This window comes from Paenibacillus marchantiae (assembly GCF_028771845.1).
Classification (GTDB): domain Bacteria; phylum Bacillota; class Bacilli; order Paenibacillales; family Paenibacillaceae; genus Paenibacillus; species Paenibacillus marchantiae.
This window is the reverse complement of the sequence record NZ_CP118270.1, coordinates 6,679,029-6,702,087: the sequence shown is the minus strand read 5'-3', so window position 1 is coordinate 6,702,087 and position 23,059 is coordinate 6,679,029. Positions and strand designations below refer to the sequence as shown.

General features: G+C 47.5%; 19 protein-coding genes. 16 read left to right on the top strand and 3 right to left on the bottom strand.

Going from position 1 to position 23,059, the window contains the following annotated elements:
- The first annotated feature begins 1 nt into the window (after position 1).
- The 12 genes from PTQ21_RS30100 (at position 2) to PTQ21_RS30045 (ending at position 16,480) form a co-directional block, all read left to right on the top strand.
- Positions 2-2,185 carry a RelA/SpoT family protein gene (locus tag PTQ21_RS30100; protein WP_063567711.1) on the top strand — a complete coding sequence of 728 codons (2,184 nt, stop codon included), beginning with the start codon at positions 2-4 and terminating at the stop codon, positions 2,183-2,185.
- A gap of 12 nt (positions 2,186-2,197) precedes the next feature.
- Positions 2,198-2,659 carry a D-aminoacyl-tRNA deacylase gene (gene dtd, locus PTQ21_RS30095; RefSeq protein ID WP_274568268.1) on the top strand — a complete coding sequence of 154 codons (462 nt, stop codon included), beginning with the start codon at positions 2,198-2,200 and terminating at the stop codon, positions 2,657-2,659.
- A gap of 77 nt (positions 2,660-2,736) precedes the next feature.
- Positions 2,737-2,904, top strand: coding sequence for a hypothetical protein (locus PTQ21_RS30090; protein WP_157258400.1), 168 nt, complete (start codon positions 2,737-2,739; stop codon positions 2,902-2,904).
- Positions 2,905-3,189: 285 nt separating this feature from the next.
- Positions 3,190-3,696, top strand: coding sequence for a type 1 glutamine amidotransferase domain-containing protein (locus tag PTQ21_RS30085; protein ID WP_072734768.1), 507 nt, complete (start codon positions 3,190-3,192; stop codon positions 3,694-3,696).
- Positions 3,697-3,811: 115 nt separating this feature from the next.
- On the top strand, positions 3,812-4,258 hold the full coding sequence (locus tag PTQ21_RS30080) for a hypothetical protein (RefSeq protein WP_090953838.1): 447 nt from the start codon (positions 3,812-3,814) through the stop codon (positions 4,256-4,258).
- Between the two features lie 614 nt (positions 4,259-4,872).
- Positions 4,873-6,141 (top strand): SEC-C metal-binding domain-containing protein, encoded by a 1,269-nt coding sequence (locus tag PTQ21_RS30075; RefSeq protein ID WP_090953836.1) that lies wholly within the window; start codon positions 4,873-4,875, stop codon positions 6,139-6,141.
- A gap of 606 nt (positions 6,142-6,747) precedes the next feature.
- Entirely contained in the window at positions 6,748-8,001 is a 1,254-nt protein-coding gene (hisS, locus tag PTQ21_RS30070; RefSeq protein ID WP_072734765.1) for a histidine--tRNA ligase, read from the top strand.
- A 203-nt stretch (positions 8,002-8,204) separates the two neighbouring features.
- Positions 8,205-9,983, top strand: a complete 1,779-nt coding sequence (aspS, locus tag PTQ21_RS30065) for an aspartate--tRNA ligase (protein ID WP_063567716.1) — start codon at positions 8,205-8,207, stop codon at positions 9,981-9,983.
- Between the two features lie 18 nt (positions 9,984-10,001).
- Positions 10,002-10,760: a tRNA threonylcarbamoyladenosine dehydratase gene (locus tag PTQ21_RS30060; RefSeq protein WP_024633055.1), complete on the top strand. Its 759-nt coding sequence runs from the start codon at positions 10,002-10,004 to the stop codon at positions 10,758-10,760.
- Between the two features lie 194 nt (positions 10,761-10,954).
- Positions 10,955-12,253: an NCS2 family permease gene (locus tag PTQ21_RS30055; protein ID WP_063567718.1), complete on the top strand. Its 1,299-nt coding sequence runs from the start codon at positions 10,955-10,957 to the stop codon at positions 12,251-12,253.
- Between the two features lie 69 nt (positions 12,254-12,322).
- Positions 12,323-14,116, top strand: coding sequence for an ABC transporter ATP-binding protein (locus PTQ21_RS30050; protein ID WP_090953892.1), 1,794 nt, complete (start codon positions 12,323-12,325; stop codon positions 14,114-14,116).
- Between the two features lie 177 nt (positions 14,117-14,293).
- Entirely contained in the window at positions 14,294-16,480 is a 2,187-nt protein-coding gene (locus PTQ21_RS30045; RefSeq protein ID WP_274568267.1) for a HelD family protein, read from the top strand.
- Positions 16,481-16,649: 169 nt separating this feature from the next.
- On the opposite strand, the gene PTQ21_RS30040 is transcribed toward PTQ21_RS30045, so the two are convergent.
- Positions 16,650-17,519: a DMT family transporter gene (locus PTQ21_RS30040; protein WP_274568266.1), complete on the bottom strand. Its 870-nt coding sequence runs from the start codon at positions 17,517-17,519 to the stop codon at positions 16,650-16,652.
- Between the two features lie 34 nt (positions 17,520-17,553).
- A complete protein-coding gene (locus PTQ21_RS30035) occupies positions 17,554-18,294 on the bottom strand; it encodes an SDR family NAD(P)-dependent oxidoreductase (RefSeq protein WP_274568265.1) in 741 nt (246 codons plus the stop codon).
- A 163-nt stretch (positions 18,295-18,457) separates the two neighbouring features.
- Between PTQ21_RS30035 and PTQ21_RS30030 the strand changes: the two genes are divergently transcribed.
- Genes PTQ21_RS30030 through crcB (PTQ21_RS30015) form a run of 4 tightly spaced genes read left to right on the top strand, consistent with a single transcriptional unit; the run spans position 18,458 to position 21,483 of the window.
- On the top strand, positions 18,458-19,336 hold the full coding sequence (locus tag PTQ21_RS30030) for a LysR family transcriptional regulator (RefSeq protein WP_274568264.1): 879 nt from the start codon (positions 18,458-18,460) through the stop codon (positions 19,334-19,336).
- 53 nt (positions 19,337-19,389) lie between these two features.
- Positions 19,390-20,697 (top strand): replication-associated recombination protein A, encoded by a 1,308-nt coding sequence (locus tag PTQ21_RS30025; RefSeq protein ID WP_072734760.1) that lies wholly within the window; start codon positions 19,390-19,392, stop codon positions 20,695-20,697.
- 28 nt (positions 20,698-20,725) lie between these two features.
- On the top strand, positions 20,726-21,127 hold the full coding sequence (crcB, locus tag PTQ21_RS30020) for a fluoride efflux transporter CrcB (protein ID WP_274568263.1): 402 nt from the start codon (positions 20,726-20,728) through the stop codon (positions 21,125-21,127).
- A complete protein-coding gene (crcB, locus tag PTQ21_RS30015; protein WP_063566844.1) occupies positions 21,124-21,483 on the top strand; it encodes a fluoride efflux transporter CrcB in 360 nt (119 codons plus the stop codon). Before crcB (PTQ21_RS30020) ends, crcB (PTQ21_RS30015) begins: the two co-directional genes overlap by 4 nt.
- 140 nt (positions 21,484-21,623) lie before the next feature.
- Here the strand turns inward: crcB (PTQ21_RS30015) and mnmA are convergent, their stop codons facing one another.
- On the bottom strand, positions 21,624-22,748 hold the full coding sequence (mnmA, locus tag PTQ21_RS30010; protein WP_063566845.1) for a tRNA 2-thiouridine(34) synthase MnmA: 1,125 nt from the start codon (positions 22,746-22,748) through the stop codon (positions 21,624-21,626).
- Between the last annotated feature and the right edge of the window lie 311 nt (positions 22,749-23,059).

Below are 23,059 nucleotides of genomic sequence, written 5' to 3'. Positions count from 1 at the left end.
AATGGGCATAGAGCAATTACTCGAGAAGGCCGGGGCATATATCAAAGAACCCGATCTGGTGCGCATACGTGAAGCTTACGAATTTGCTGATCAGGCCCACCATGGACAGACGCGAAAATCGGGAGAACCGTATATTCTGCATCCGCTTGCGGTTGCCGATATTGTTGTAAACATGCAGATGGACACCATCTCCATAATTGCAGCGCTTCTTCATGATGTAGTAGAGGATACTACGGTTTCACTTGAAGAAATCCGCAATCATTTCGGCAATACGTGTGCCATGCTTGTTGACGGCTTGACGAAGCTGGAACGTATTCAGTTTCGCTCCAAGGAAGAACAGCAGAACGAGAACTACCGCAAAATGTTCATCGCCATGGCGCAGGACATCCGTGTCATCGTGATCAAATTGGCTGACCGTCTGCATAATATGCGGACACTCAAGTTTCAGTCGGAAGAAAGCCAGCGCCGGATTTCATATGAAACGTTGGAGATTTTCTGTCCGATTGCGAACCGTCTGGGTATCTCTGCGATCAAATGGGAAATGGAGGACATCGCCCTCCGTTATTTGAATCCGCAGCAATATTATCGAATTGCAAACCTGATGCACAAAAAGCGTGCGGAACGTGAGCAATATATTGATACGGTTATGGACGGTATTACGAGCAAGCTGGATGAGATGGGAATTCAGGCAGATCTGTCGGGTCGTCCTAAGCACATCTACAGCGTGTTCAAAAAAATGACAACGAAAAACAAACAGTTTAACGAGATTTATGATCTGCTTGCGATTCGTATTATTGTGGATAACATCAAGGACTGTTATGCTACCCTCGGAATTATACACACGTTATGGAAACCGATGCCTGGACGTTTCAAGGACTATATCGCGATGCCGAAGGCGAATATGTATCAATCGCTGCATACCACGGTGGTAGGTCCGAATGGGGAACCGACTGAAGTTCAAATTCGGACATGGGATATGCACCGCACCGCTGAATTCGGTATTGCTGCCCACTGGGCCTACAAGGAAGGCGCTGCGAACGGAAACGGAAATAATTTTGAAGATAAAATTACGTTTTTCCGCGAGATTCTTGAACTTCAAAATGAAGCGCAGGATGCGTCTGAATTTGTAGAATCGCTTAAAATGGATTTCTTCTCGGATCTGGTGTTTGTATTCACGCCAAAAGGTGAAGTTATCGAACTGCCTACTGGATCTGTTCCATTGGATTTTGCATATAGAATCCATACAGAGGTGGGTAACCGGACGATTGGTGCCAAAGTAAATGGTCGTATCGTTCCACTCGATTATCATCTCAAAACAGGTGATATCATTGAAATTTTGACGTCCAAACATTCTTACGGACCGAGCCAGGACTGGCTTAAAATTGCAAAATCCTCTCACGCACGAGCGAAGATCAAGCAATGGTTCAAGAAGGAACGACGGGAAGAAAACGTTGAAAAAGGACGCGACAGTTGTGAACGTGAACTTAAGCGCATGGGACTTGATCCATCTGCTTGGATGACGGACGATAAGTTGCAGGAAGCAGCCAAAAAGTATGCCTTTAATGATATTGAGGATATGCTCGCAGCTGTTGGATTCGGTGGCATTACGGCTGCACAGATCGTGACCAAAGCAACGGAGAAACTTCGCAAGGAGCAGGAAGAATCCAGCTTGCTTGAGCTGAACTCCGAGATGCGTGAGCTGAAGCCTGCACCTGAGCGCAAAAACCGTCCGACGAATGGCATCCGTGTCAAAGGTATAGACAATTTGCTTGTACGTTTTGCGCGCTGCTGTAACCCTGTACCAGGGGATGCTATTATCGGGTATGTTACACGTGGACGTGGGGTTTCGGTGCATCGAACGGACTGTCCAAATATCCCGTCCAGTACGGATGGGGAAGAAGCAGCTCGCGTCATTGAAGTCGAGTGGGAAGAGAATATTGAAGCCAACTACAGTGTGGATATTGAGATTACGGGCCATGATCGCAACGGCTTGCTCAATGAAGTGCTTCAGGCTGTTTCGGAAAGTAAAACCAATATATCTGCCGTCACCGGACGTACAGATAAAAATAAATTAGCATTGGTGCATGTCACAATTCTGATTCGTAATACGGAGCATCTGCATTCGGTTGTGGAACGGATCAAACGAGTGAAAGATGTCTATTCTGTGCATCGAATTATGCAGTAAGGAGCCTGTAAGATGAGGGTGCTTGTACAACGCTGTAAAGAGGCTCAGGTGACCGTTGGAGAAGAACTGACGGGAAGAATTGAATCCGGATTGATGTTGCTCGTGGGAATTACACATGAGGACACGGAGAAGGATGTCATATATTTGGCAGACAAAATCGCTGGACTTCGTATCTTTGAAGATGAGCAGGAAAAGATGAATCTCAGTCTGATTGATGTGGGCGGGGCTGTATTATCTGTATCACAATTTACATTGTACGGAGATTGTCGCAAAGGAAAACGCCCAAGCTTTGCAGCTGCAGCCAGACCTGAAGCGGCAGAATTGTTGTATGAAACGTTTAATCAGCTGTTACGTGATAAAGGAATTCAGGTGGAAACCGGGCGTTTCGGAGCGATGATGGATGTGACTTTCACGAATTGGGGACCGGTGACTTTAATGCTCGAAAGCCCTATTCGTCAAGAAACGCATGCATAATTGGTTGGGGAACAGGCCATAATGAGGGATAATTCGGTTCATTAACATAAGATGATCAAAGGAGTATCCCACCCATTATGCGCCAATCCGTCAAGGAAACACGTTCCCGAATAGAACCTTTGCTTCTGCCTGGAAACCTGTATGAGTCCCTGAAGCTTGCCCGCGCTGCTGCCGAGTGTACAACAACGGTTTGGGCCCTTCAGGATTCGGACAAAGGGGAGCAGAGCCGTCTTCCGCGTGACTGAGTGCTGACCATTTGGAATGAATGAAAAGTCTTGATTCGATCATCGAATCAGGGCTTTTTTTGTTATGGAACTTAACTGTAGCTGAATCAGATGGTCTGATCAAAGTCAAAATAATACAGGCTCGTCATGTTATAAACGGCTCTGGTTAGGGTAATAACAGAACGAGGCACGATGGCGTGCCAGGTTCAGTATTTATTACGGGCAATGAACAAGAAATGTACACCAACAATTTCTGCGAATACCCGATTTCAAGAAATTTCGAACACGGAAAGGAGAACATACGTTATGAGTAAAGTTGCTTTTTTATTGGCGAATGATTTTGAAGATTCGGAAATGCAGGTTCCATATGATGAGGTGAAAAAAGCCGGACACGACGTGGAAATTATCGGCTTGAAAGCAGGAGAGACGCTGAAAGGTAAAGGTGGTAAAGCCTCCTATACTTCGGACAAAGCGATCGCTGAGGTCTCGGCTTCGGATTACGACGCAGTTGTCATTCCTGGTGGATCTTCTCCTGAAAATTTGCGTACAGACGCACATATCCTGAAATTCGTAACGGAGATCAACAGTGCGAAGAAACCTATCGCGGCGATCTGCCACGGTCCGCAAATTCTGGCAAGTGCGAATCTGTTGAAAGGCCGTACGATTACAGCCTATCCTCCGCTCAAGGATGATATGGTGAACGCTGGGGCAGAATTCAAGGATCATGAAGCTGTTGTAGATGGAAATTATATTACATCCCGTACGCCTGCCGATGAACCGGCATTTGTCCGCGAGTTGTTAAAAGTCATTTAATGACTTGGGGCGGACCGTACGATAATGTGATTACTGATTAAAATGAAGATTGAAGCTCAAAGCTTCTAAGTTTTCGTTACACCAATGCATTTATTCCGATAAAGGAGGGTTTGACATGACAAAACATATTCAGGCGTATTTTCGGACCGAGGACGAGGCAGAGGGGGCAAGAACCTCACTTCAGACGTTCCGTACAGAGCATTTGGAGGTAGGGCAATTGGATAGCGCGGTTGGCAGAGACAAACGGATTATGGTACCTCTGGTGCCTTATAACACAGCGGGTGGCGTAGGAACCAATGGAGCCATGGGAGTGGGTGCAGCACCTGGGGTTCCCGCCAGCGAAAATGTAATCCCGGTCGTCAGCAATGTGGATCGTGATACGGAGCGAGGTTCACGAGATAATGTCAATGAGGATGGCGATCTGTTGAATGCTGCGGATGTGTCCTCGGCTGACTATGACGATCTGCATTATGTTTTGTCTGCCAAAGTAAGGGATGAGGATTATGAGGAAATCGTTCATAAACTTCGTTCCAACCAAGCTTATGTGGAAGAATTGAATTAATATGTAGTATGAAGCCCTTGCAGGGTCTGACTTCCATGTCAGGGCCATCTGCAGGGGCTTTAATAATGGAGAAAACAACAAAATATAAAGCGCTATCATTTTTGTAATATTACTGTAATATTAGTTACATAAGCCTTTAACATAGCCCGTTTATAATAACACACATGACCCCCTTTTTTTATATATCCTTTGAGCCTGCACACCGTGTGCAGGTTTTTTTTTTGAAATGAGAATTTATATGTTTTGGGCGAAGCTTACCCCTTATTTAAATTTTTTGCTAGAATAGAGAAATGGGTTAATGTATTTTAAAGCGCATTGTTTTCATAGTTGGCTATATTGGACGGTAAATCATGCTTCCAGCGATTGGGCTCAGGCAAATCCAATCCTATGATCGAGAGTATGAGGAATTCATCGCCAGAGTGATCGTTATATTCTAGATGAACATATACTCGCTGAAACGGCCCCGCCCTTATATAAGGGCGGCAACCGTTTCTGCATGATGCTAGAAATTGTAAGTTATATAGAATGCCTCGTTTGAGAAATGACACCTATAATGCTAAAGCAACAGTGTTCTCATGCGAATGGCTAGTGACAGATTTAAGGGGGAATTAGTTTTGAGTAAGGTTGGAAGAAATGATTTATGCCCGTGCGGAAGCGGGAAAAAATATAAGAAATGCTGTCTGGGCAAGGAGCCTTCTGCGGTAGAATCCATACTGGGGCTGATATCAACGGAGCAGCATGTCCAGGAAGTCTCGATTCAGCCTGAGAGCAAACTAACCTTGACCAAACTGAAAAAGATGGTGGAGCGCGAACTGAAATGGGAGCATCAGGCTCACGAACAGCTGGCCCTGCAGCTTATTGAGAACATGAGGAACCATTACGAGCGGGAGCTGATATTGGAAGCTCTGGTGCTATGGAATGGCTATTCCCGTCAGACCCGCCCTACTGTGAAGAAGACAGGCTCGTTCTTTGCTGCAATCGAGTACTTGCTGTCTGAGGAATACGGCTTCAATGTTTCGAAGGCTGAGCTGTCAGATAAATATGAGGTAACGACATCAACGATCTCCCGAAAGGTTAAGGAGATGTTCGAATACATCGAAGAATACGGCATGGGTGGCGAAACGGACGAGCTGATGATTCTGAACAGCCTAGGTACATCGAAGGACAAAGCACAGGCTCTGCTACATAAGGCGATGGAAGCTAGTTCTTCCAAACGCAGAATACAGCTGGCGAAAACGGCCCTGGAGATGTATTCAGACAGCTCTGATGCATATCGTATTCTGGCTGAGGAATCGGACAATGAGTCTGATGCACGAGCTTACCTCAAGGCCGGAATCGCTGCTGGCGAACGCGAATTGGGCGAACTGTTTTTTGAGAAGAACAAGGGGGACTTCTGGGCGCTTCATGAGACTCGTCCATATATCCGGATATGCAAAAGCTACGCCGAATCCTGCTGGTTTGGTGGAGATACCAACGAAGCGGCACAAATCCTGGAGCATATTTTGGAGCTTAATACGGAAGACAATACCGGAGCGCGTTACCTGCTCGCTGCTGTGTATTTGTACAGCAACCAATTGGAGCAGGCAGAGCAACTGATGGAGAAGTATGGGAAAGGTGACGCTGCAGCCGCCTTTGCCTATGACCAGATCATTCTGGAGTATAAGAAGAACGGAATCACCTCCCAGCTCAAAATGCTGTACCGTGTGGCCCGGGGTGTGAACAACCATGTGCCTGATTATCTGCTGGGTTTGAAGCAGCTGCCGTATAACCTCCCTGATTTTGTCGGGATGGGCAATTCCGACGAAGCGATTGAATATGTCATTATGCACTCCCGTCTATGGGCGAATGTGCCGGATCTGCTGAAGTGGATGCTGAAACAATAGAGATATAAGAAGGCAATAGAAGTTGGAATTCATTTGATGAGTCCAGCTTCTATTAGTCTTGATTTCTGTGGACTATGCATTCCGTATGACGTGTGAATATTTTTATCTAGTGCTATCTTTTTGTGTTAGCCCTTGACTTTAGCACTGCGGTTCATTACAATCAGAAAATAAATTAACTTTAAACGTTATATAATAACTTTAAACGATATAACTTGATGATTTGATGACGGGACCAAGTACTCCGTGCCCACATGAACAGAGAAGAATCCCTTGGCTGTAAGGATTCTCTTGATGAGCGGACGAATGACTTCCCCGAGAACAGACAGCGAACACATTAGATTTACATCTGATGGTTATTAGCTGGCCTGCGCAGGGCGTGCGTTATACGTAGAGCGGAATGATCTGTATGATCGGATTGCCTGGAGCAACCTTAGATCATTACATGATCACCTGAACGGCGAAAGTGTCAGGGATTCCGGAATGTGGGTGGTACCACGGGTGAATGTGTAAACACAATCCCTCGTCCCTTTGTTTGCTGTGTATACAGTGACAGGGCGAGGGATTTTTTTGATATACAGAGAAAAATAGATGCTGGAGGGATGAAAGATGGCTTTTCAAAAACCGACTGGAACGCAAGACTTGCTGCCTGGTGTTGTGGAAAAGTGGCAGTTCGTAGAGGAAAAAGCGCGTGATCTGTGTCGCCGTTATAATTACCGCGAGATTCGCACACCGATCTTCGAACAGACTTCTTTATTTGTACGTGGAGTTGGGGAAACAACCGATATTGTTGAAAAAGAAATGTACACCTTCAATGATAAAGGCGACCGCAGCATGACCCTTCGTCCGGAGGGTACAGCGGGTGTTGTACGCGCTTATGTGGAAAATAAAATTTATGGCGAACCGGATGTGAGCAAGCTCTATTACATCGGTCCGATGTTCCGTTATGAACGTCCGCAAGCAGGTCGCCAGCGTCAGTTCCACCAGTTCGGTGTAGAAGCTATCGGAGCCCTTGATCCAGCGATTGATGCTGAAGTCATTGCGCTTGGGTATCAACTGTGTGTAGAACTGGGATTGAAAGATGTCAAAGTCGAGATCAACTCGGTGGGTAACCCAACTAGCCGTGCAGAATATCGCGAAAAATTGCTTGGATTCCTCAGACCGATGAAGGACAGCCTGTGCAAGGACTGCCAATCCCGGATGGAACGTAATCCATTGCGTGTGCTCGACTGCAAAGTTGATCAGGACAAATTCGTAGGGGCACCGTCCATACTGGATAGTCTGGATGAAGAATCATTGAACCACTTTGCTAAGCTGAAAGAGTATCTGGATGATTTTGGCGTAGATTACGCGGTGAACAATCGTCTGGTGCGCGGCTTGGATTACTACACATTGACTGCTTTTGAACTGAAAGCCCAAGGTATTGGGGCGATTGATACAGTCGGCGGTGGCGGCAGATACAATGGCCTCGTTGGAGATATCGGTGGACCGGATCAGCCTGGTATTGGTTTCGGTATTGGTCTGGAGCGTATTCAACTGATTCTGGAACACCAGAATATTGATGTTAGTTCCCTTGCTCCACTGGATGTATATTTTGTTGCTCTCGGTGAAGCTGCCGATCGTGAAGTCAACCGTCAGCTGTTTAAGCTTCGTCAATCGGGTCTGTCCGGCGAACGCGACTATCTCGGTCGCAAGATGAAAGCTCAGATGAAATCTGCTGACCGATTCAAAGCCCGTTACACTGCCATTCTGGGTGATGATGAGCTGGAGCGCGGGGAAATTGCCCTGAAGTCCATGGATACAGGTGAACAACAAACGGTGAAGCTGGATGATCTGGTATCTGCTATACGCGGAAGTAAATAAGCACGAGTTTGAAACTGTAAAATAGCAACAATTGATCCGGCAAAATTACGGAGGTTCACCAATGTTTCCGATTAATCGGAAGTTGGAGAGCCAGAGGTAATAACATGCCATTTGAATAAAATCGTCTTCACGCAACCGCACTGTTGAATAGCGGGCTCTGCCCGCCCATACAGAACGGAAATTCACATAAGAGGAGTTTGGTTATGAAAAGAAGTCATCATTGCGGCGCATTAACACCCGCACACATCGGTGAGACCGTAACATTGAACGGCTGGGTACAGACCCGCCGTGACCTGGGGGGCGTACTGTTTATCGATCTGCGTGACCGCAGCGGAATTGTACAAGTTGTTTTCAACCCGGCTTACTCTGGCGAAGCATTGCAAATCGCTGACAGAGTGCGGAGCGAGTACGTTATCGCAGTAACGGGTAAAGTGGTTAAACGTGACGAAGAGACAGTAAACAAAAACCTGCCTACAGGTGAAATCGAAGTGCAAATTACCGAGATTGAAGTACTGAACGCGGCAAAAACACCTCCATTCTTCATCGAAGATGGTGTGGAAGTCGACGAGTCGCTTCGTTTGAAATATCGTTACCTGGACTTGCGTCGTCCGGAAATGTTTGAAACATTGAAATTGCGTTCCAAAGCATCCAAAGTGTTCCGTGATTATCTGGATGGAGAAGAATTCGTTGAAGTAGAAACACCAATCCTCACCAAGAGCTCCCCGGAAGGTGCGCGTGATTACCTCGTACCAAGCCGTGTGCATGAAGGTGAATTCTTCGCCCTGCCACAATCACCGCAAATTTACAAACAATTGCTGATGGTCGGCGGACTTGAGCGTTACTATCAGATCGCTCGTTGTTTCCGTGATGAAGATTTGCGTGCGGACCGTCAACCGGAATTCACCCAAGTCGACATCGAGACTTCCTTCCTGCAACAGGATGACCTGCTGCCAATGATGGAAGAGCTGATGGCCAAATTGCTGCGTGAAACGAAAGGTATTGAGCTGGAACTGCCTTTCCAACGGATTACGTATGCAGATGCAATGGGTAAATACGGTTCAGACAAACCGGATCTGCGTTTCGGCATGGAACTGGTTGAAATGAACGATATCGTAGCAAACAGTGGTGTGAAAGTATTTGCTTCTGTCATCGAAAAAGGTGGAGAAGTGAAAGTTCTGAACGCCAAAGGCTGTGGTACATGGAGCCGTAAAGAAATCGATGACCTCGGACCATTCGCAGCGCGTTACGGTGCAAAAGGATTGGCATGGATTCAAGTCAAAGATGGCGAGTTCAAAGGGCCAATCGTGAAGTTCTTTACGCCAGAAGAGATCGAAGCAGTCAAAGAACGTACTGGCGCTGAAGAAGGCGACTTGTTGCTTTTCTCTGCTGACACCAAAAAAGTGGTTGCAGATGTACTGGGCGCACTTCGTCTGAAAATCGGTCGTCAACTGGGCCTGATTGATGACAGCAAATTCAAATTTGCATGGGTTGTGGACTTCCCATTGCTCGGGTACGATGAAGATGCGAAACGTTATGTAGCAGAACACCATCCTTTCACACGTCCTAAAGACGAAGATGTGCATCTTTTTGACACAGATCCAGGTGCAATTCGCGCTCAAGCCTATGACCTTGTTCTGAATGGTTATGAAGTGGGCGGCGGTTCGATGCGTATCTACAAACGTGATGTTCAGGAAAAAATGTTCGCTGCTCTGGGACTTTCTCCGGAAGTGGCCAACGAGAAATTCGGATATCTGCTCGAAGCATTTGAATATGGAACGCCACCACACGGCGGAATCGCTTTTGGTCTCGACCGTCTGGTGATGCTGCTGGCAGGTCGCACGAATCTGCGTGAAACGATTGCCTTCCCGAAAACGGCAAGTGCAACGGATCTGCTCATGAATGCACCTTCTGAAGTGGATAACTCCCAATTGGAACAACTTCACATCCGCGTAGCCCGTAAACCGGTGGCGGAAAAGAAATAAAGGAGGCATCGACTCTCAATGCTCCATCAATTTTCAAGAACAGAACTGGCAATCGGACCTGAAGGTCTGAACGCCCTGAAAAATAGTACAGTAGCTGTGCTCGGCATCGGCGGCGTGGGCGGTATTGCAGTGGAAGCTCTCGCCCGCAGTGGTGTTGGCCGTATCATTCTGATTGATAAAGACGTAGTGGATATCACCAACATCAATCGTCAGATTCATGCTTTGACCACGACCGTTGGTCAGAAAAAAGCAGATCTGATGGTGGAACGAGTGAAGCTCATCAATCCAGAGTGCGACGCGATTGCACTGAATATGTTTTACACGGAAGAAACGTATGAGGAATTGTTCAAGTATGAGCTGGATTATGTGTTGGATGCGTCGGACACGATCATTTACAAAATCCACCTGATCAAAGAATGCCTCAAACGGAAGATTCCGGTCATTTCCAGCATGGGTGCGGCAAACAAAATGGACCCGACGAAATTCCAGGTTGCGGACATTTCGAAAACGACCATGGACCCGATTGCTCGTGTTGTCCGTACGACACTTCGCAAAGACGGTATTAAAAAAGGTGTGAAAGTGGTCTTTTCAACCGAAAAGCCGCTCAAACCACGCGAAGATGTAACACAGAAAATCGTTCCTGAGAATGCGCCGGAAATTCGCAAGGCCAAACAGCCACCAGCGAGTAACGCCTTTGTTCCTCCGGTAGCCGGACTGATCATGGTCAGCGTGGCCGTCAAGGAACTGATCGAAATTGCAGAGAATAAGCAGCAGTAATCTGTTGTGAATGAAAAGCGTAGGTGCCGACAAGGTACCTGCGCTTTTTTTTGCATGCGCAAACCTTAACAAATGTCAGGGTTACGTGATGTACTTCAATCCCAAAAGCGTGTATGATATGTGGTGCTGTGCGAAATGATGGTAACTGATAACTACATTTGTTCGGCTTACATAGAGAGAGGGGAACGGAACGAATGAAACAAGGATGGATGACCAGACGACTTGGCCTGGAGCCGGGAGACCAGTGGAAGAAGGAAATTGTGGCGGGGGCCATTTCCTATTTTGCCGTGGTGTACATCGTAATGGTCAATGCAACAATTCTGGCCGATGCCGGAATGCCGCTACAGGCGGCAATGGTGGGTACACTGCTGACGTCCATCGCAGGTTGTTTGCTGATGGCATTTGGCGGTAAGTCGCCGATTATCGTTGTACCTGGCATGGGCATCAATGCATTTTTCACTTACACACTCGTACATTCGATGAAATTGAGCTGGCAGGAAGCCTTGGCGGTTGTATCCGTCACTGGTGTGCTGTTTGCGGTCGTAGCTTTTACATCGTTATATAAAATAATTAGTGAGGCCATTCCGAAAAACCTGCAGCATGGCATTACGGTGGGGATTGGCTTGTTCCTGACGTTTATTGGTTTGCAAAAAAGCGGAATCGTCATCGCACATCAGACCACGTTTGTGGCGATCGGACATTTTAATGATCCTGGAGTGATCACCGCCTGTGTCACTCTTGTGATCGCCTTGATTTTATTTATACGCAATGTACAAGGCGGGCTTCTGATAAGTATTTTGGCGGGAACAGGACTAGCTTATGTGCTTGGTGCTGTAAAACCAGGTGATCCTGTGTCTGCCACAGAAGCACTGCATCAATACGGCGGTTTGTTTGCCCAGCTGTCCTTCGCAAATCTGTTGGATCTATCGTTCTGGATTGCTGTATTTCTGTTGTTGCTGATTGTTGTATTTGAGAACATCGGCCTGATCACAGCCCAAACCCATCTTATTGGTCGCCCCCAAAGGTTTAAGGGCAGTTTGCGGGCGCTGTCGATCTCGAATATTTTTGCTGGAATTTTTGGCAGCAGCCCTACTGTAGCTGCGGCGGAGACAACAGCGGGCATAGCAGCAGGTGGGCGGACAGGCTTGACTCCACTGGTTACCGCAGTGCTGTTTGGTGCAACGTTCTTCTTTATTCCGCTGTTGGGTTATATTCCGGACAGTGCTATTGCACCGATTTTGATCATTATTGGCGGCTTGATGGTACAAAGTGTGAAGGATATGGATTTCAGTGATTTCACGGAAGCTTTTCCGGCTTTTTTGATCATGGTCATGATTCCATTTACGTATAGCATCGTGGACGGTATGGCATTTGGATTCATTGCGTATCCGGTGGCGAAGCTGGCGGCGGGTCAGGGCAAACAGGTGCCTAAAGTCATGTATGGCATTGCCATCCTGTTTTTGGCCAATTTCGTGCTGCATGGGATATTGTAAAAGACAGGAAACGTAATGTAGTTCGTACGTATGATCTCTGGTGAACAAGGAGAGAACGGGGGAACGGAAATGGAAGAGCAACAACAGGCAGGTCAAGCTGAATCGAAAATAGGAAAAAAGGGATTCAAGGATTTTGTGAAGCTGATTGCTGCCACAAATCCACCGAAGCTTATTCTGATCATAGCGTTGATCCTGACACTTATTCAGACGACAGCCGGACTGATTGTTCCGCTGATGACCAAAGGCCTGATTGATGGGCTCACGATGTCTGCGCTGAACAAGTCCGTTATTTTCCTGCTGCTGGGGGCATTTGTTATTCAGGCTATCGCTTCAGGCATCAGCATCTATATGTTGAACTATGCAGGTCAACGGGTGGTTGCGACATTGCGAACGAAGCTGTGGAACAAGGTGTTATCCTTGCCGATGCCATATTTCGACCGGAATCGTACGGGTGATACGATGAGTCGAATCACGAATGATACAAGTCAGATTATGACGCTAATTGCGGATTATCTCGTTTCTTTTGTATCCAATATCGTTGCGGTTGTGGGCGGGGTAGCGTTGCTTTTCTATCTGGACTGGGTCATGTCACTCATTATTCTGAGTCTGGTGCCGCTAACGCTACTCATCCTGCTGCCTGTTGGTCGTAAAATGTACAAAATCTCCAAAAAGCAGCAGGACGAAATGGCAGGTCTTACTTCGGTGCTCAGCCAAGTCATTGGCGAGATTCGTTTGGTGAAAGCTTATGGTACGGAGAAACAGGAGGCGGAAGCAGGCGATTCCCGTATTGGGAAGATGTTTGCTTTTGGACTCCAGGAAGCGCGGATTTTGGCGTTGATTGGTCCACTCTTTACGTTTGTCATGACGGCTGTACTGGTTGTTATTCTGGGTGTTGGCGGCATGCGGGTAGCTTCTGGCTTGCTATCTCCGGGTGAACTGGTCGCCTTCATTCTGTTGTTGTTCCAAGTGATTATGCCGATGGGGCAATTTACGACACTGTATTCACGTCTGCAAAAGGTTGTCGGTGCGACAGAACGCATTCAGGCCATTCTGGCACATGAAGAAGAACCTCGTCATAGCACAGCAATAGCTCCTAAGGGCAATGAGACAATTACATTTAACAACCTGCACTTCTCTTATGTAACAGGGGAAGAGGTACTGCATGGAATTAATCTGACCGTTCCGGCCCGTAAAGTGACGGCCATTGTTGGGCCAAGCGGCAGCGGGAAATCAACGCTATTCTCCCTGTTGGAACAGTTCTATCTTCCGGGGTCGGGCAGTATATCGTATGGTGGACAAGCTATAACGGATTATTCATTAGCCTCCTGGCGAAGCAAGATTGGATATGTATCACAGGAGAGCCCTCTGATGGCAGGCACAATTAAGGAAAACATGACATACGGGCTGGGCCGTGAGGCGAATATGGACGAAATTAGACAGGCGGCAGAAATGGCTTATTCCTCCGCTTTTATTGATAAATTGCCTCAGGGCTACGATACAGAAGTGGGAGAACGCGGAATCAAGCTCTCCGGTGGTCAACGTCAACGGATCGCTATTGCTCGTGCACTGCTGCGTAGCCCGGATATTCTGATGCTGGATGAAGCGACGTCCAGTCTGGACAGCACCTCGGAACATGAGGTACAGCAAGCCTTGTCCAATCTGATGGAAGGACGAACGACAGTTGTTATTGCACATCGATTGTCCACCGTTGTCGATTCTGATCAGATTGTTGTTCTGGAACAGGGACATGTGACGGGAACCGGAACACATGCGGAGCTAATTAGCAACCATCCGGTATACCGTGAACTGGCACAGAAACAGTTTGTGGCACAGGATGGGAAGCCGGATTCTGAGCCGGTATGATGTTAAAGGATGACCGTTGTTCATCTGTTCTTTGCGAACAGGAACAGCGGTTTCTTTCATTTTGCTATCCAGGCTACTGTAGCTTTTTATACATCAATATGATATAGTGGGTATCCTTTTGTGTCGTCAGTGATTGACTATGCAGAGCAAAACATATTCTTAGGAGGTAACTGAAACATGTCAGACAGCTTTCAAAGTGCCTATCAAGAAGAAGAGTACAGGTTAGAGCGAACGATGAAGGAAGTGGACAGTCAGCTGGAACGGCTGCAGAATATCCCGGTATACACCGGCCACGACTTCACAGAGCAAGTGCTGGAGGCCGGACGTGAAGAGCGCCGCACCGCCTTGTCCAAGAGCGCGCAGCAACCCTATTTCGGACGCTTGGATTTCGAAGAACAGGGCAGTGGTGCACGGAAACCGCTGTATATTGGCAAAATCGGCGTAGACCGCGAAGAGGTGGGAGAGCATCCGCTCGTCATCGATTGGCGTGCTCCTGTCGCAAGCCTGTTTTACTCATTTACCGGAGGGGAAGCCTCCGCAACGTATGAAGCCCCAGAGGGACTTATTGAGGGCCTGGTTTATCTGAAACGAAACGTTGTTATTCGGCAGCGTATATTGGAACGTGTAGCGGATACGTACAATCGGGACAGTGACCAGCCAGCTGTATCGGATGAATTCCTTGTGTATCGATTGGGAGAGAACAAGGACAACAAGCTCCGTGATATCGTATCCACCATTCAGGCGGAGCAGGATCAGATCATTCGTGCGGCGAGAAACACCGCATTGATCATTCAGGGTGTGGCCGGTTCGGGTAAAACAACCGTCGCACTGCATCGGCTTGCCTTTTTGCTATATCAATACAAGGAACAGGTATCAGCGGAGAAAATGGTTATTTTCGCACCCAACCACATGTTCCTGGATTACATATCCGATGTACTCCCAGAGCTCGGTGTAGGAGATATTCAGCAGCGTACATTCCCGGATTGGGCGATGAACCTGCTGGGGCTGGACCTGCCTTTGGCGGACACGTCGGAGACATTGAACACTTGGTTTGAAACGCCGGATGCACGTCCTGAACTCAATGATGATGTGCCTGGGCGTTATAAAGGCTCGATCCGCTTCATGGAACTGATTGGGGAGTGGCTATCCGGGATGGAAGAGGAATCCGTACCTGATATGGACTTCAGCCCATGGGATGGTGCAGTGCTCAGCAAAGCCGAGATTGAGAACTGGTTCGGGGATGAGTACAAACATTATCCGCTGGCGAAACGCAAAGAGCGGGTTATGGCGCGTATTCACCGCTGGATTGAGATGGAACTCAAGAAACCTTCCCCGGAAGCCATTCGCAAAGAGCGTAAGAAGAAAGCGGCAACTCGTGAGAAGGCCTACGCCAAAAAATGGCCTCAATATGAACCGCTTACGCTGTACAAACAGCTGTTTAAGGTTGTTAAAGGCGGTTCGGTACCTGCCTCGCTCAGCGGGCTTATTCCCAAATTGGTGATGAAGCAAACGGCTGCAGATCTGAAGCAGGATATTATCCGTGAAGAGGATTTGCCTGCATTGGTGTACATTCATACCTTGGTTCATGATATTGAAGGCTCCGAGCGATTCGATCATGTCGTCATTGATGAAGCGCAGGACTTTTCTCCTTTTCATGTGGCGCTATTGGATCAGTTTGTCAAAGGGCATTCTTTCACCATACTGGGGGATCTGTCCCAAGGCATTCATGAGTACCGTGGTGTTCACGCGTGGGAAGAGATGAGTTCGCTGTTTCCCGAGGAACAGAATGCATACTTTGCATTGACCCGGAGTTATCGCTCGACAATGGAAATTATCGATTATGCCAATACGATTCTGGAGCGGGGCGTCAAAAGCGGTATTACGGCAATTCCTGTATTCCGGAGTGGTGATCCTGTACGGACATTGTCCTATGGGGTAGAAGGGCGCACAGCAAGCCTCGAACAGGCTCTGAAGCTCTTGACGGTCAAAGACTATCGCACAGTCTCTATTTTGACTCGTACCCTGCGTGAGGCAAAGGAACTTCATCAGGAGCTCCAGGCCGCAGGTTGGGATCTGAACTTGATTGACGGCGGCAAAAAACAGTACACAGGCGGTCATTCCGTTTTACCTGTCTATTTGTCGAAAGGGTTGGAGTTTGATGCAGTTATCGTAGCGGATAGCGATGAGAAACACTATTTGCCCAATGCGGGTGATGCGAAGCTGTTATACGTTGGCTGTACACGGGCATTGCATGAACTGTGGTTATTCCACGACGGCCCATTGCCAGACTATGCTGCTGCAACCCACAATCTGGAAGGCGAGTCTGTTGCCATTCAGGGTTGGCCTGACAGCGAGGCAGAGTGAAACCTTGTTGTTGAACATAGCATCAATAAAGAAAGAGCATGGCGCTGTTAAAGCACCATGCTCTTTTTTGTACTTTTCAGATGAGTATTATTTTCGAGAGGTACACCTAAAGTTTGGTTGTTGTTCTTCTGCTGGTTAATTTGCAGGTGTACGTTGGGTCAAACTCGGCTTATTCCCAAACTGACTTATGTCTGGAGGGGTGGCGGTTAACCAGGAAAATGCCCAGACAGATCATTACCCCACCTGCACCCACAATCCAGCCGACATGCTCTTCCAACAAGACGAAGCTCGACAGCAGTCCAAACAGCGGTGCCAGAAAAAGAAAGGAACTGGTTTTGGCCGGATCTGTGTTCTGCAGCAAATAAAACCAGAGGGTGAACTGAATGATGGAACAGAAAATTGTCAGCCAAACCAGGACAACGATGGACGTTGTATTTACGATAAAACGAGGCTGCTCTGTAAACACACTCAGTAGAAGCAGTACTGCCCCTCCAGCGAGCATTTGGTAAGCGGTAAGTACAAATGTATCATGAGCAGCTCCCCAGCGCTTAATGAGCAACGTGGATACAGCAAAGGAGACAGCGCCACCAAACCCAATCCATGTCCCTGGACTCAAGCTCAGATGGAATCCAAAGGTCAGCGCCACTCCGACAAATCCGAGAATCACACCGGTCCACTGGCTAAAACGATAGGACACACCATATAGAGCAGCACTCAGGATGATGACAAGCAACGGATTCGTAAAGGTGATTATGGCGGACTCTCCCGAACTGATCCAGTTCATGCTGTAGTAGGCACAGCCCATCACTCCCGCCGACTGGAACAGACCGATTACGGCGATTTGCATCCACTGTTTCCACCCCACAGGCATGGGGCGTTTTCTGATGAGCCACGCTAGTAATGCTCCTGCCAATATATAGCGAAGTCCCATTAACAAAAAGGGAGGAGCATACATCATACCGATTTTTCCTACGGGAAACGAGGTTCCCATGATGAGAGTTGTAACAAGGATCAGGAGCGTATATTTTAAAGGCTTCATCAGGATTCCTCCACTTCGCTTCCCATGCTCATAATCATAACGTCTGACCGCTATCTACTGTAATCAGTTGCCCTGTCATGGATGGTTGCTCCAACGCGGCGCATATCATATGTGCAATGTCTTCGCTTGCCGCTATTCGCTGCAACAATAATTCACCACCCAGACGATGCATTTGTTCTTCCTTTCCTGCCCACCATCGGGTTGCGACTGCACCCGGAATGATGGCGTTAACCCGAATATCGGGGGATAGCGAGTGTGCCAAAGACTTCGTCAAACCGTGTACTGCTGCTTTGGAAACTGCGTAAGGAAGGGAGGACCCAGATCCTGTGCTGCCAGCGATACTGCCAAGGTTAACGATTGCGCCTTGACCTGCCTGCTGCATTCCTTTCGCTACAGCTCGTGCGCAGTAAAACATGCCTTTAACATTAACGTCATATAGTTCATTCCATATGTCATCCGTTACGGATTCCAGATCCTTCATTGGGATATGATGCGTAATGCTGGCGTTATTTACGAGTGCGGTCACAGGGCCAACTTTATTAGTGATAAAGGCTACCATTTGACGAACCTCGACATCGAAACCCACATTAGCCTGAACTGCAAAAGCATGACCTCCCGCATTCAAAATATGTTGTACAGTCTCTTCGGCCTCATCCTGGGAACGGGAGTAATTGACGGCAACGGTTGCTCCACGATTAGCGAGCAGTATACTGGTATCTCGGCCTATACCCGTACCACCTCCGGTTACCAAAACTACAGTGTTCGTCCAGTTCATTATTATTAACACTCCTTAAGTGAACTCAGCGAGTAGTAAGTTGCTGTGTTCTGATTACCCCGATTGTAGCTCGAAGCAGCTATACTGTATAATGATTGTTAATGGATTAGATATCATTTTAAATGATGTCAGAATGGATATCGTTTTATTGGGGAGGTTTACTATGGAAAGTGGGGATTTAAGGATATTTCAATGTGTCGCACAAGAAGGGAATCTAACCCGAGCTGCGGAGCGCCTCGGTTACGTGCAGTCCAATGTCACAGCAAGGATACGACATCTGGAATCCGAAGTAGGGACACTGCTGTTTATTCGTCATAATCGGGGGATGACGTTATCTCCAGCAGGTGAGATGCTGCTGACGTATGCGGATAAAATTGTAGGCCTGCTCGATGAGGCTGGTAAAGCGTTGAGCTCTACAATTGAACCTTCTGGACCACTATGCATAGGCTCCACGCAGACTGCCGCAGCGGTACGTTTACCTGAGCTTTTTGCGAAATATTATAAACAGCATCCGGCTGTCTCCTTATCTTTGAATACAGGTAACTCTCAAGTGCTTATGGATCAGGTTATTGGGTATGAATTGGAAGGGGCGTTTATCGGTTGTTCATGTGATCACCCTGATATTGCTTCTACTCCCGTATTCGATGAAGAACTATTCGTTGTCTCCTCTGGTATGGGACCAGAAGATGAAGAACTCACCAGTAAACCGATTCTGGTCTACAGCATGGGATGTTCGTATCGTCAGATTTTGGAGGAATGGTTATCGGCTAGCGGTGTAACCCGTCCGGTCATTATGGAATTTGGAACCCTTGAAGCGATTATTAGCGGGGTTACATCCGGCATGGGAATTTCACTGTTACCCGAAATCGTCATTCGGCATCAGATCCAAAATGGATCACTGCGCAAGCACACACTCCCGGCAGGCATGAATCGGATGATGACTCATTTTATTACGCGCAAGGATGCTTTTGTCAGCAGTGCGCTTGGCGCATTTATGGGTATGCTGCCGCGGGAGTATGATATGATAGAGAATAGCGATTAATCAGAATTTAATAAGGAACAAGTAAAGGCAATCCGTTAAGGAAGTGATGAGCAATGGATTTATTTTCGTTTCAGCAAGATTCAGAACCTCAAGCAAGACTGCTCGCTGACCGCATGCGGCCAGAGCGTCTTGATGAATATATTGGGCAAGAACACATTATTGGACCGGGGAAATTGCTTCGGCGCGCTATCGAAGCGGATCAGATCTCGTCTATCTTGCTTTATGGTCCTCCGGGATGTGGCAAGACGACACTGGCACATATTATTTCCCAGCATACCCAAGGACAGTTCGTCCGTCTGAATGCAGTGGATGCTTCCGTCAAAGATGTACGTGAAGTCATCGAGCAGGCGCAAACGAACAAGCAGTTGTACGGAACAAAAACCATTTTGTTCCTCGACGAAGTACACCGCTTTAATAGTTCACGTCAGGATGCACTGCTGCCTGCAGTAGAGAAGGGCACGATCATTTTTATCGGTGCAACGACAGAGAATCCCTTTCATTATGTGAATGGGGCCTTGATGAGCCGTTCCACGCTGTTTCAGCTGGAGTCTTTGAACAAAGAGCATTCCCTGATTGCGATGCGCCGGGCACTGACGGATGTGGATAAAGGTTTGGGATTCATGGATCTGCAGGCAGACGAGGAGGCATTGGAGCATATTGCGACGATGGCAAATGGCGATATTCGGCGTGCGCTGAACGCCTTGGAACTTGCTGCACTGACTACACCGCCAGAGAAGGACGGCTCGATTCACATTACGCTTGATGTAGCTGAAGAATCTATTCGTCGTCCGATTGTGAAGGCAGATGAATCGACACAATATGATGTATTATCGGCATTTCATAAAAGCATCCGGGGTTCCAGTGATGCAGCACTGTTCTGGTTTTTGTATGCGGTAGAGAAGCTGGGCATGGACCCGATGACGTTTATACGTCGTCTGATTGCAGCGAGCAGTGAAGATATTGGACTTGCGAATCCGCAAGCGATGACCCAGGCCATTGGGGCGCTGGATGCTTATCGCAATAATGGCTGGCCTGAAGCCAAGCTGAACATTGCCCAAGCAATCCTGTTTGCTGTTGAAAGTCCGAAGTCCAATGCGGTGTACACTGCGATCTCGAAAGCGATGAATGCCATTGATGAGGTGAAATCGGCTGAAGTCCCTCTTCATCTGAGGGATACCCATTATTCCGGTGCAGTGAAGCTGGGACATGAAGGCTACCAATACCCGCACAATTATCCGGGCCATTATGTGAAGCAGGAATATTTACCGAAACAGCTCTCACGCCGTATTTTCTATGAAGCAACGGAACAAGGCAATGAATCGAAGATTCGTCTAAACCAGCAGCGGCGCAGAGAGCTGTAAGATCCATGACCCGGGAGATGCTTGAACGATGAAAGAAATATTCTATATTGGAATCGGTGGAATTTTGGGTACATTATGCCGATATGGGATACAGTTATGGATGCCAGCAGCCAATGAGGGCTTTCCTTGGGCAGTGATGTTGATCAATGCCATCGGGAGCCTGTTTTTGGGTTGGTTCTTCACCATAGCTTTTCCAGGTAAAATAACGCCTCAACTTCGTCTTGCAATTGGTACGGGATTTACTGGGGCATTCACCACATTCTCCACCTTTACTCTCGATATGGTCCGTTTATCCGAGGGAGGAATGTGGGGGAAGGCTGTTATATACCTCGTTGTGAGTGTATTTGCAGGGTTATTGCTGTGTGCATTGGGGATTAAAGTTGGACAGCGAATGCTGAGTAAACCGACGCAGGATGGTGTTGCACCATGATCATCTGGATTGGACTTGCAGGAATGCTGGGTGCGGTGCTTCGCTACAGTTTGGGTCGATGGATATCCGGTTCGCTAGGAACGGCCTTCCCATGGGGGACATGGGTCATTAATATCAGTGGTTCTCTGTTACTTGGATTACTCTATGGCTGGCATAAGTCAGCTTCAATCCCGGAAGAAGTCTGGGTGATTTGGGGGACTGGATTTTGCGGAGCGTATACCACATTCTCTACATTTGGATATGAGACCCTTGGTTTGATGGGGCAGGAACGTTACTTAAGAGCATTTATATACGTCATCAGTTCGGTACTGCTGGGGGTTGCGGCTTCTTTTGCAGGAGTGTGGCTGGCTGCATAAGTGAAAATAATTATTTTTTTTGCAGGAAAAAGAAGGAAAAAAGCCATCCGTCATGGTATACATGAAAGATGGCTTTTGTTATAGGAATACAGGGTATTGTGCAAAATCCATATGGGGAAGGATTCATTTCTGTTATTGATCTATTGCAGCGCCGGTACAGGCACTTTTTGAACCTGATCGATCGTTCCGCCGCCGAGACACACTTCTCCATCATAAAACACAACGGCTTGACCTGGCGTGATCGCTTTTTGCTGTTGGTCAAACTGTACATCCACGCTGCCATCTTCTTGCCATGTCAGGGTTACACCCTGATCCGGCTGACGATAGCGGAATTTGGCGGTACAACGGAATGGTACGTTAGGCATGTGTGCTGCACCTGCGATCCAGTTTACACCTGTTGCAGTCAGACCGGTTGAATACAGGCTTGCATGTGCATCGCCTTGAACGACAAGCAGTTGATTTTTCTCCAAATCCTTGTCTGCCACGAACCAGGGTTCACCATTACCGGAACCGCCAATGCCGAGACCTTGACGTTGTCCAAGCGTATAGTACATCAGACCATCATGACGGCCCTTCACTTCTCCGGTTGCAATATCAACCATGTCTCCACCTTTGGCAGGAAGATAGTTGCTCAGGAACTCTTTGAAGTTGCGCTCGCCGATGAAGCAGACACCTGTGCTATCTTTTTTCTTCGCGGTGTACAGGCCAGCTGCTTCTGCAATCTTGCGCACTTCCGGTTTTGGAAGATGACCAATCGGGAACATGGCTTTGGACAGCTGGTTCTGATTCAGTGCATTGAGGAAGTACGTTTGGTCTTTGTTACTGTCCACACCGCGCAGCAGTTTGAACGTTCCATCTTCTTCAATGAGGCGAGCATAGTGGCCTGTAGCCACATAATCAGCGCCGAGATCCAGTGCTTTGTTCAGGAATTCGCCGAATTTGATCTCACGATTACACATGACATCAGGATTCGGAGTCCGACCCGACTTATATTCATCAAGGAAATAGGAAAATACTTTATCAAAGTACTCTTTCTCGAAGTTGACAGTGTAGTAAGGAATGCCGATCTGTTCGCAAACCCGGCGTACGTCCTCTGAATCTTCTTCAGCAGTACAGTGGCCGAACTCGTCCGTGTCATCCCAGTTTTTCATGAAAATGCCGATGACATCGTAACCCTGCTCCTTCAGCAGCAGTGCGGTGACGGAAGAATCGACACCTCCGGACATGCCAACGACGACCCGTGTATTTTCAATTGTTTTGGACATCGTTATCACCATTTCTCTATATAAATGTGTTTCGTTTCTTATTCTAGCATAACCGGACTCAAGTTACGATACACCCGGCCAACTTTGGATAGTGTCCACCACAGGCGCACATTTTGGAATTTCGTCAATCTTTTTTTTCCATAAAGCATGCAGATATGTTAACATTAGCTGAGGGTTATGATCGGAATACGGAGGATTAGAGGGACTAGGTCTGTATTTTTCATATCCCGCTGTGGCGGATCCTAGAAAGACGGTCTTGGACCACATCCTGTTATTTTATGTTTTACAACTTGTTTTTTCGAAAATTGAAA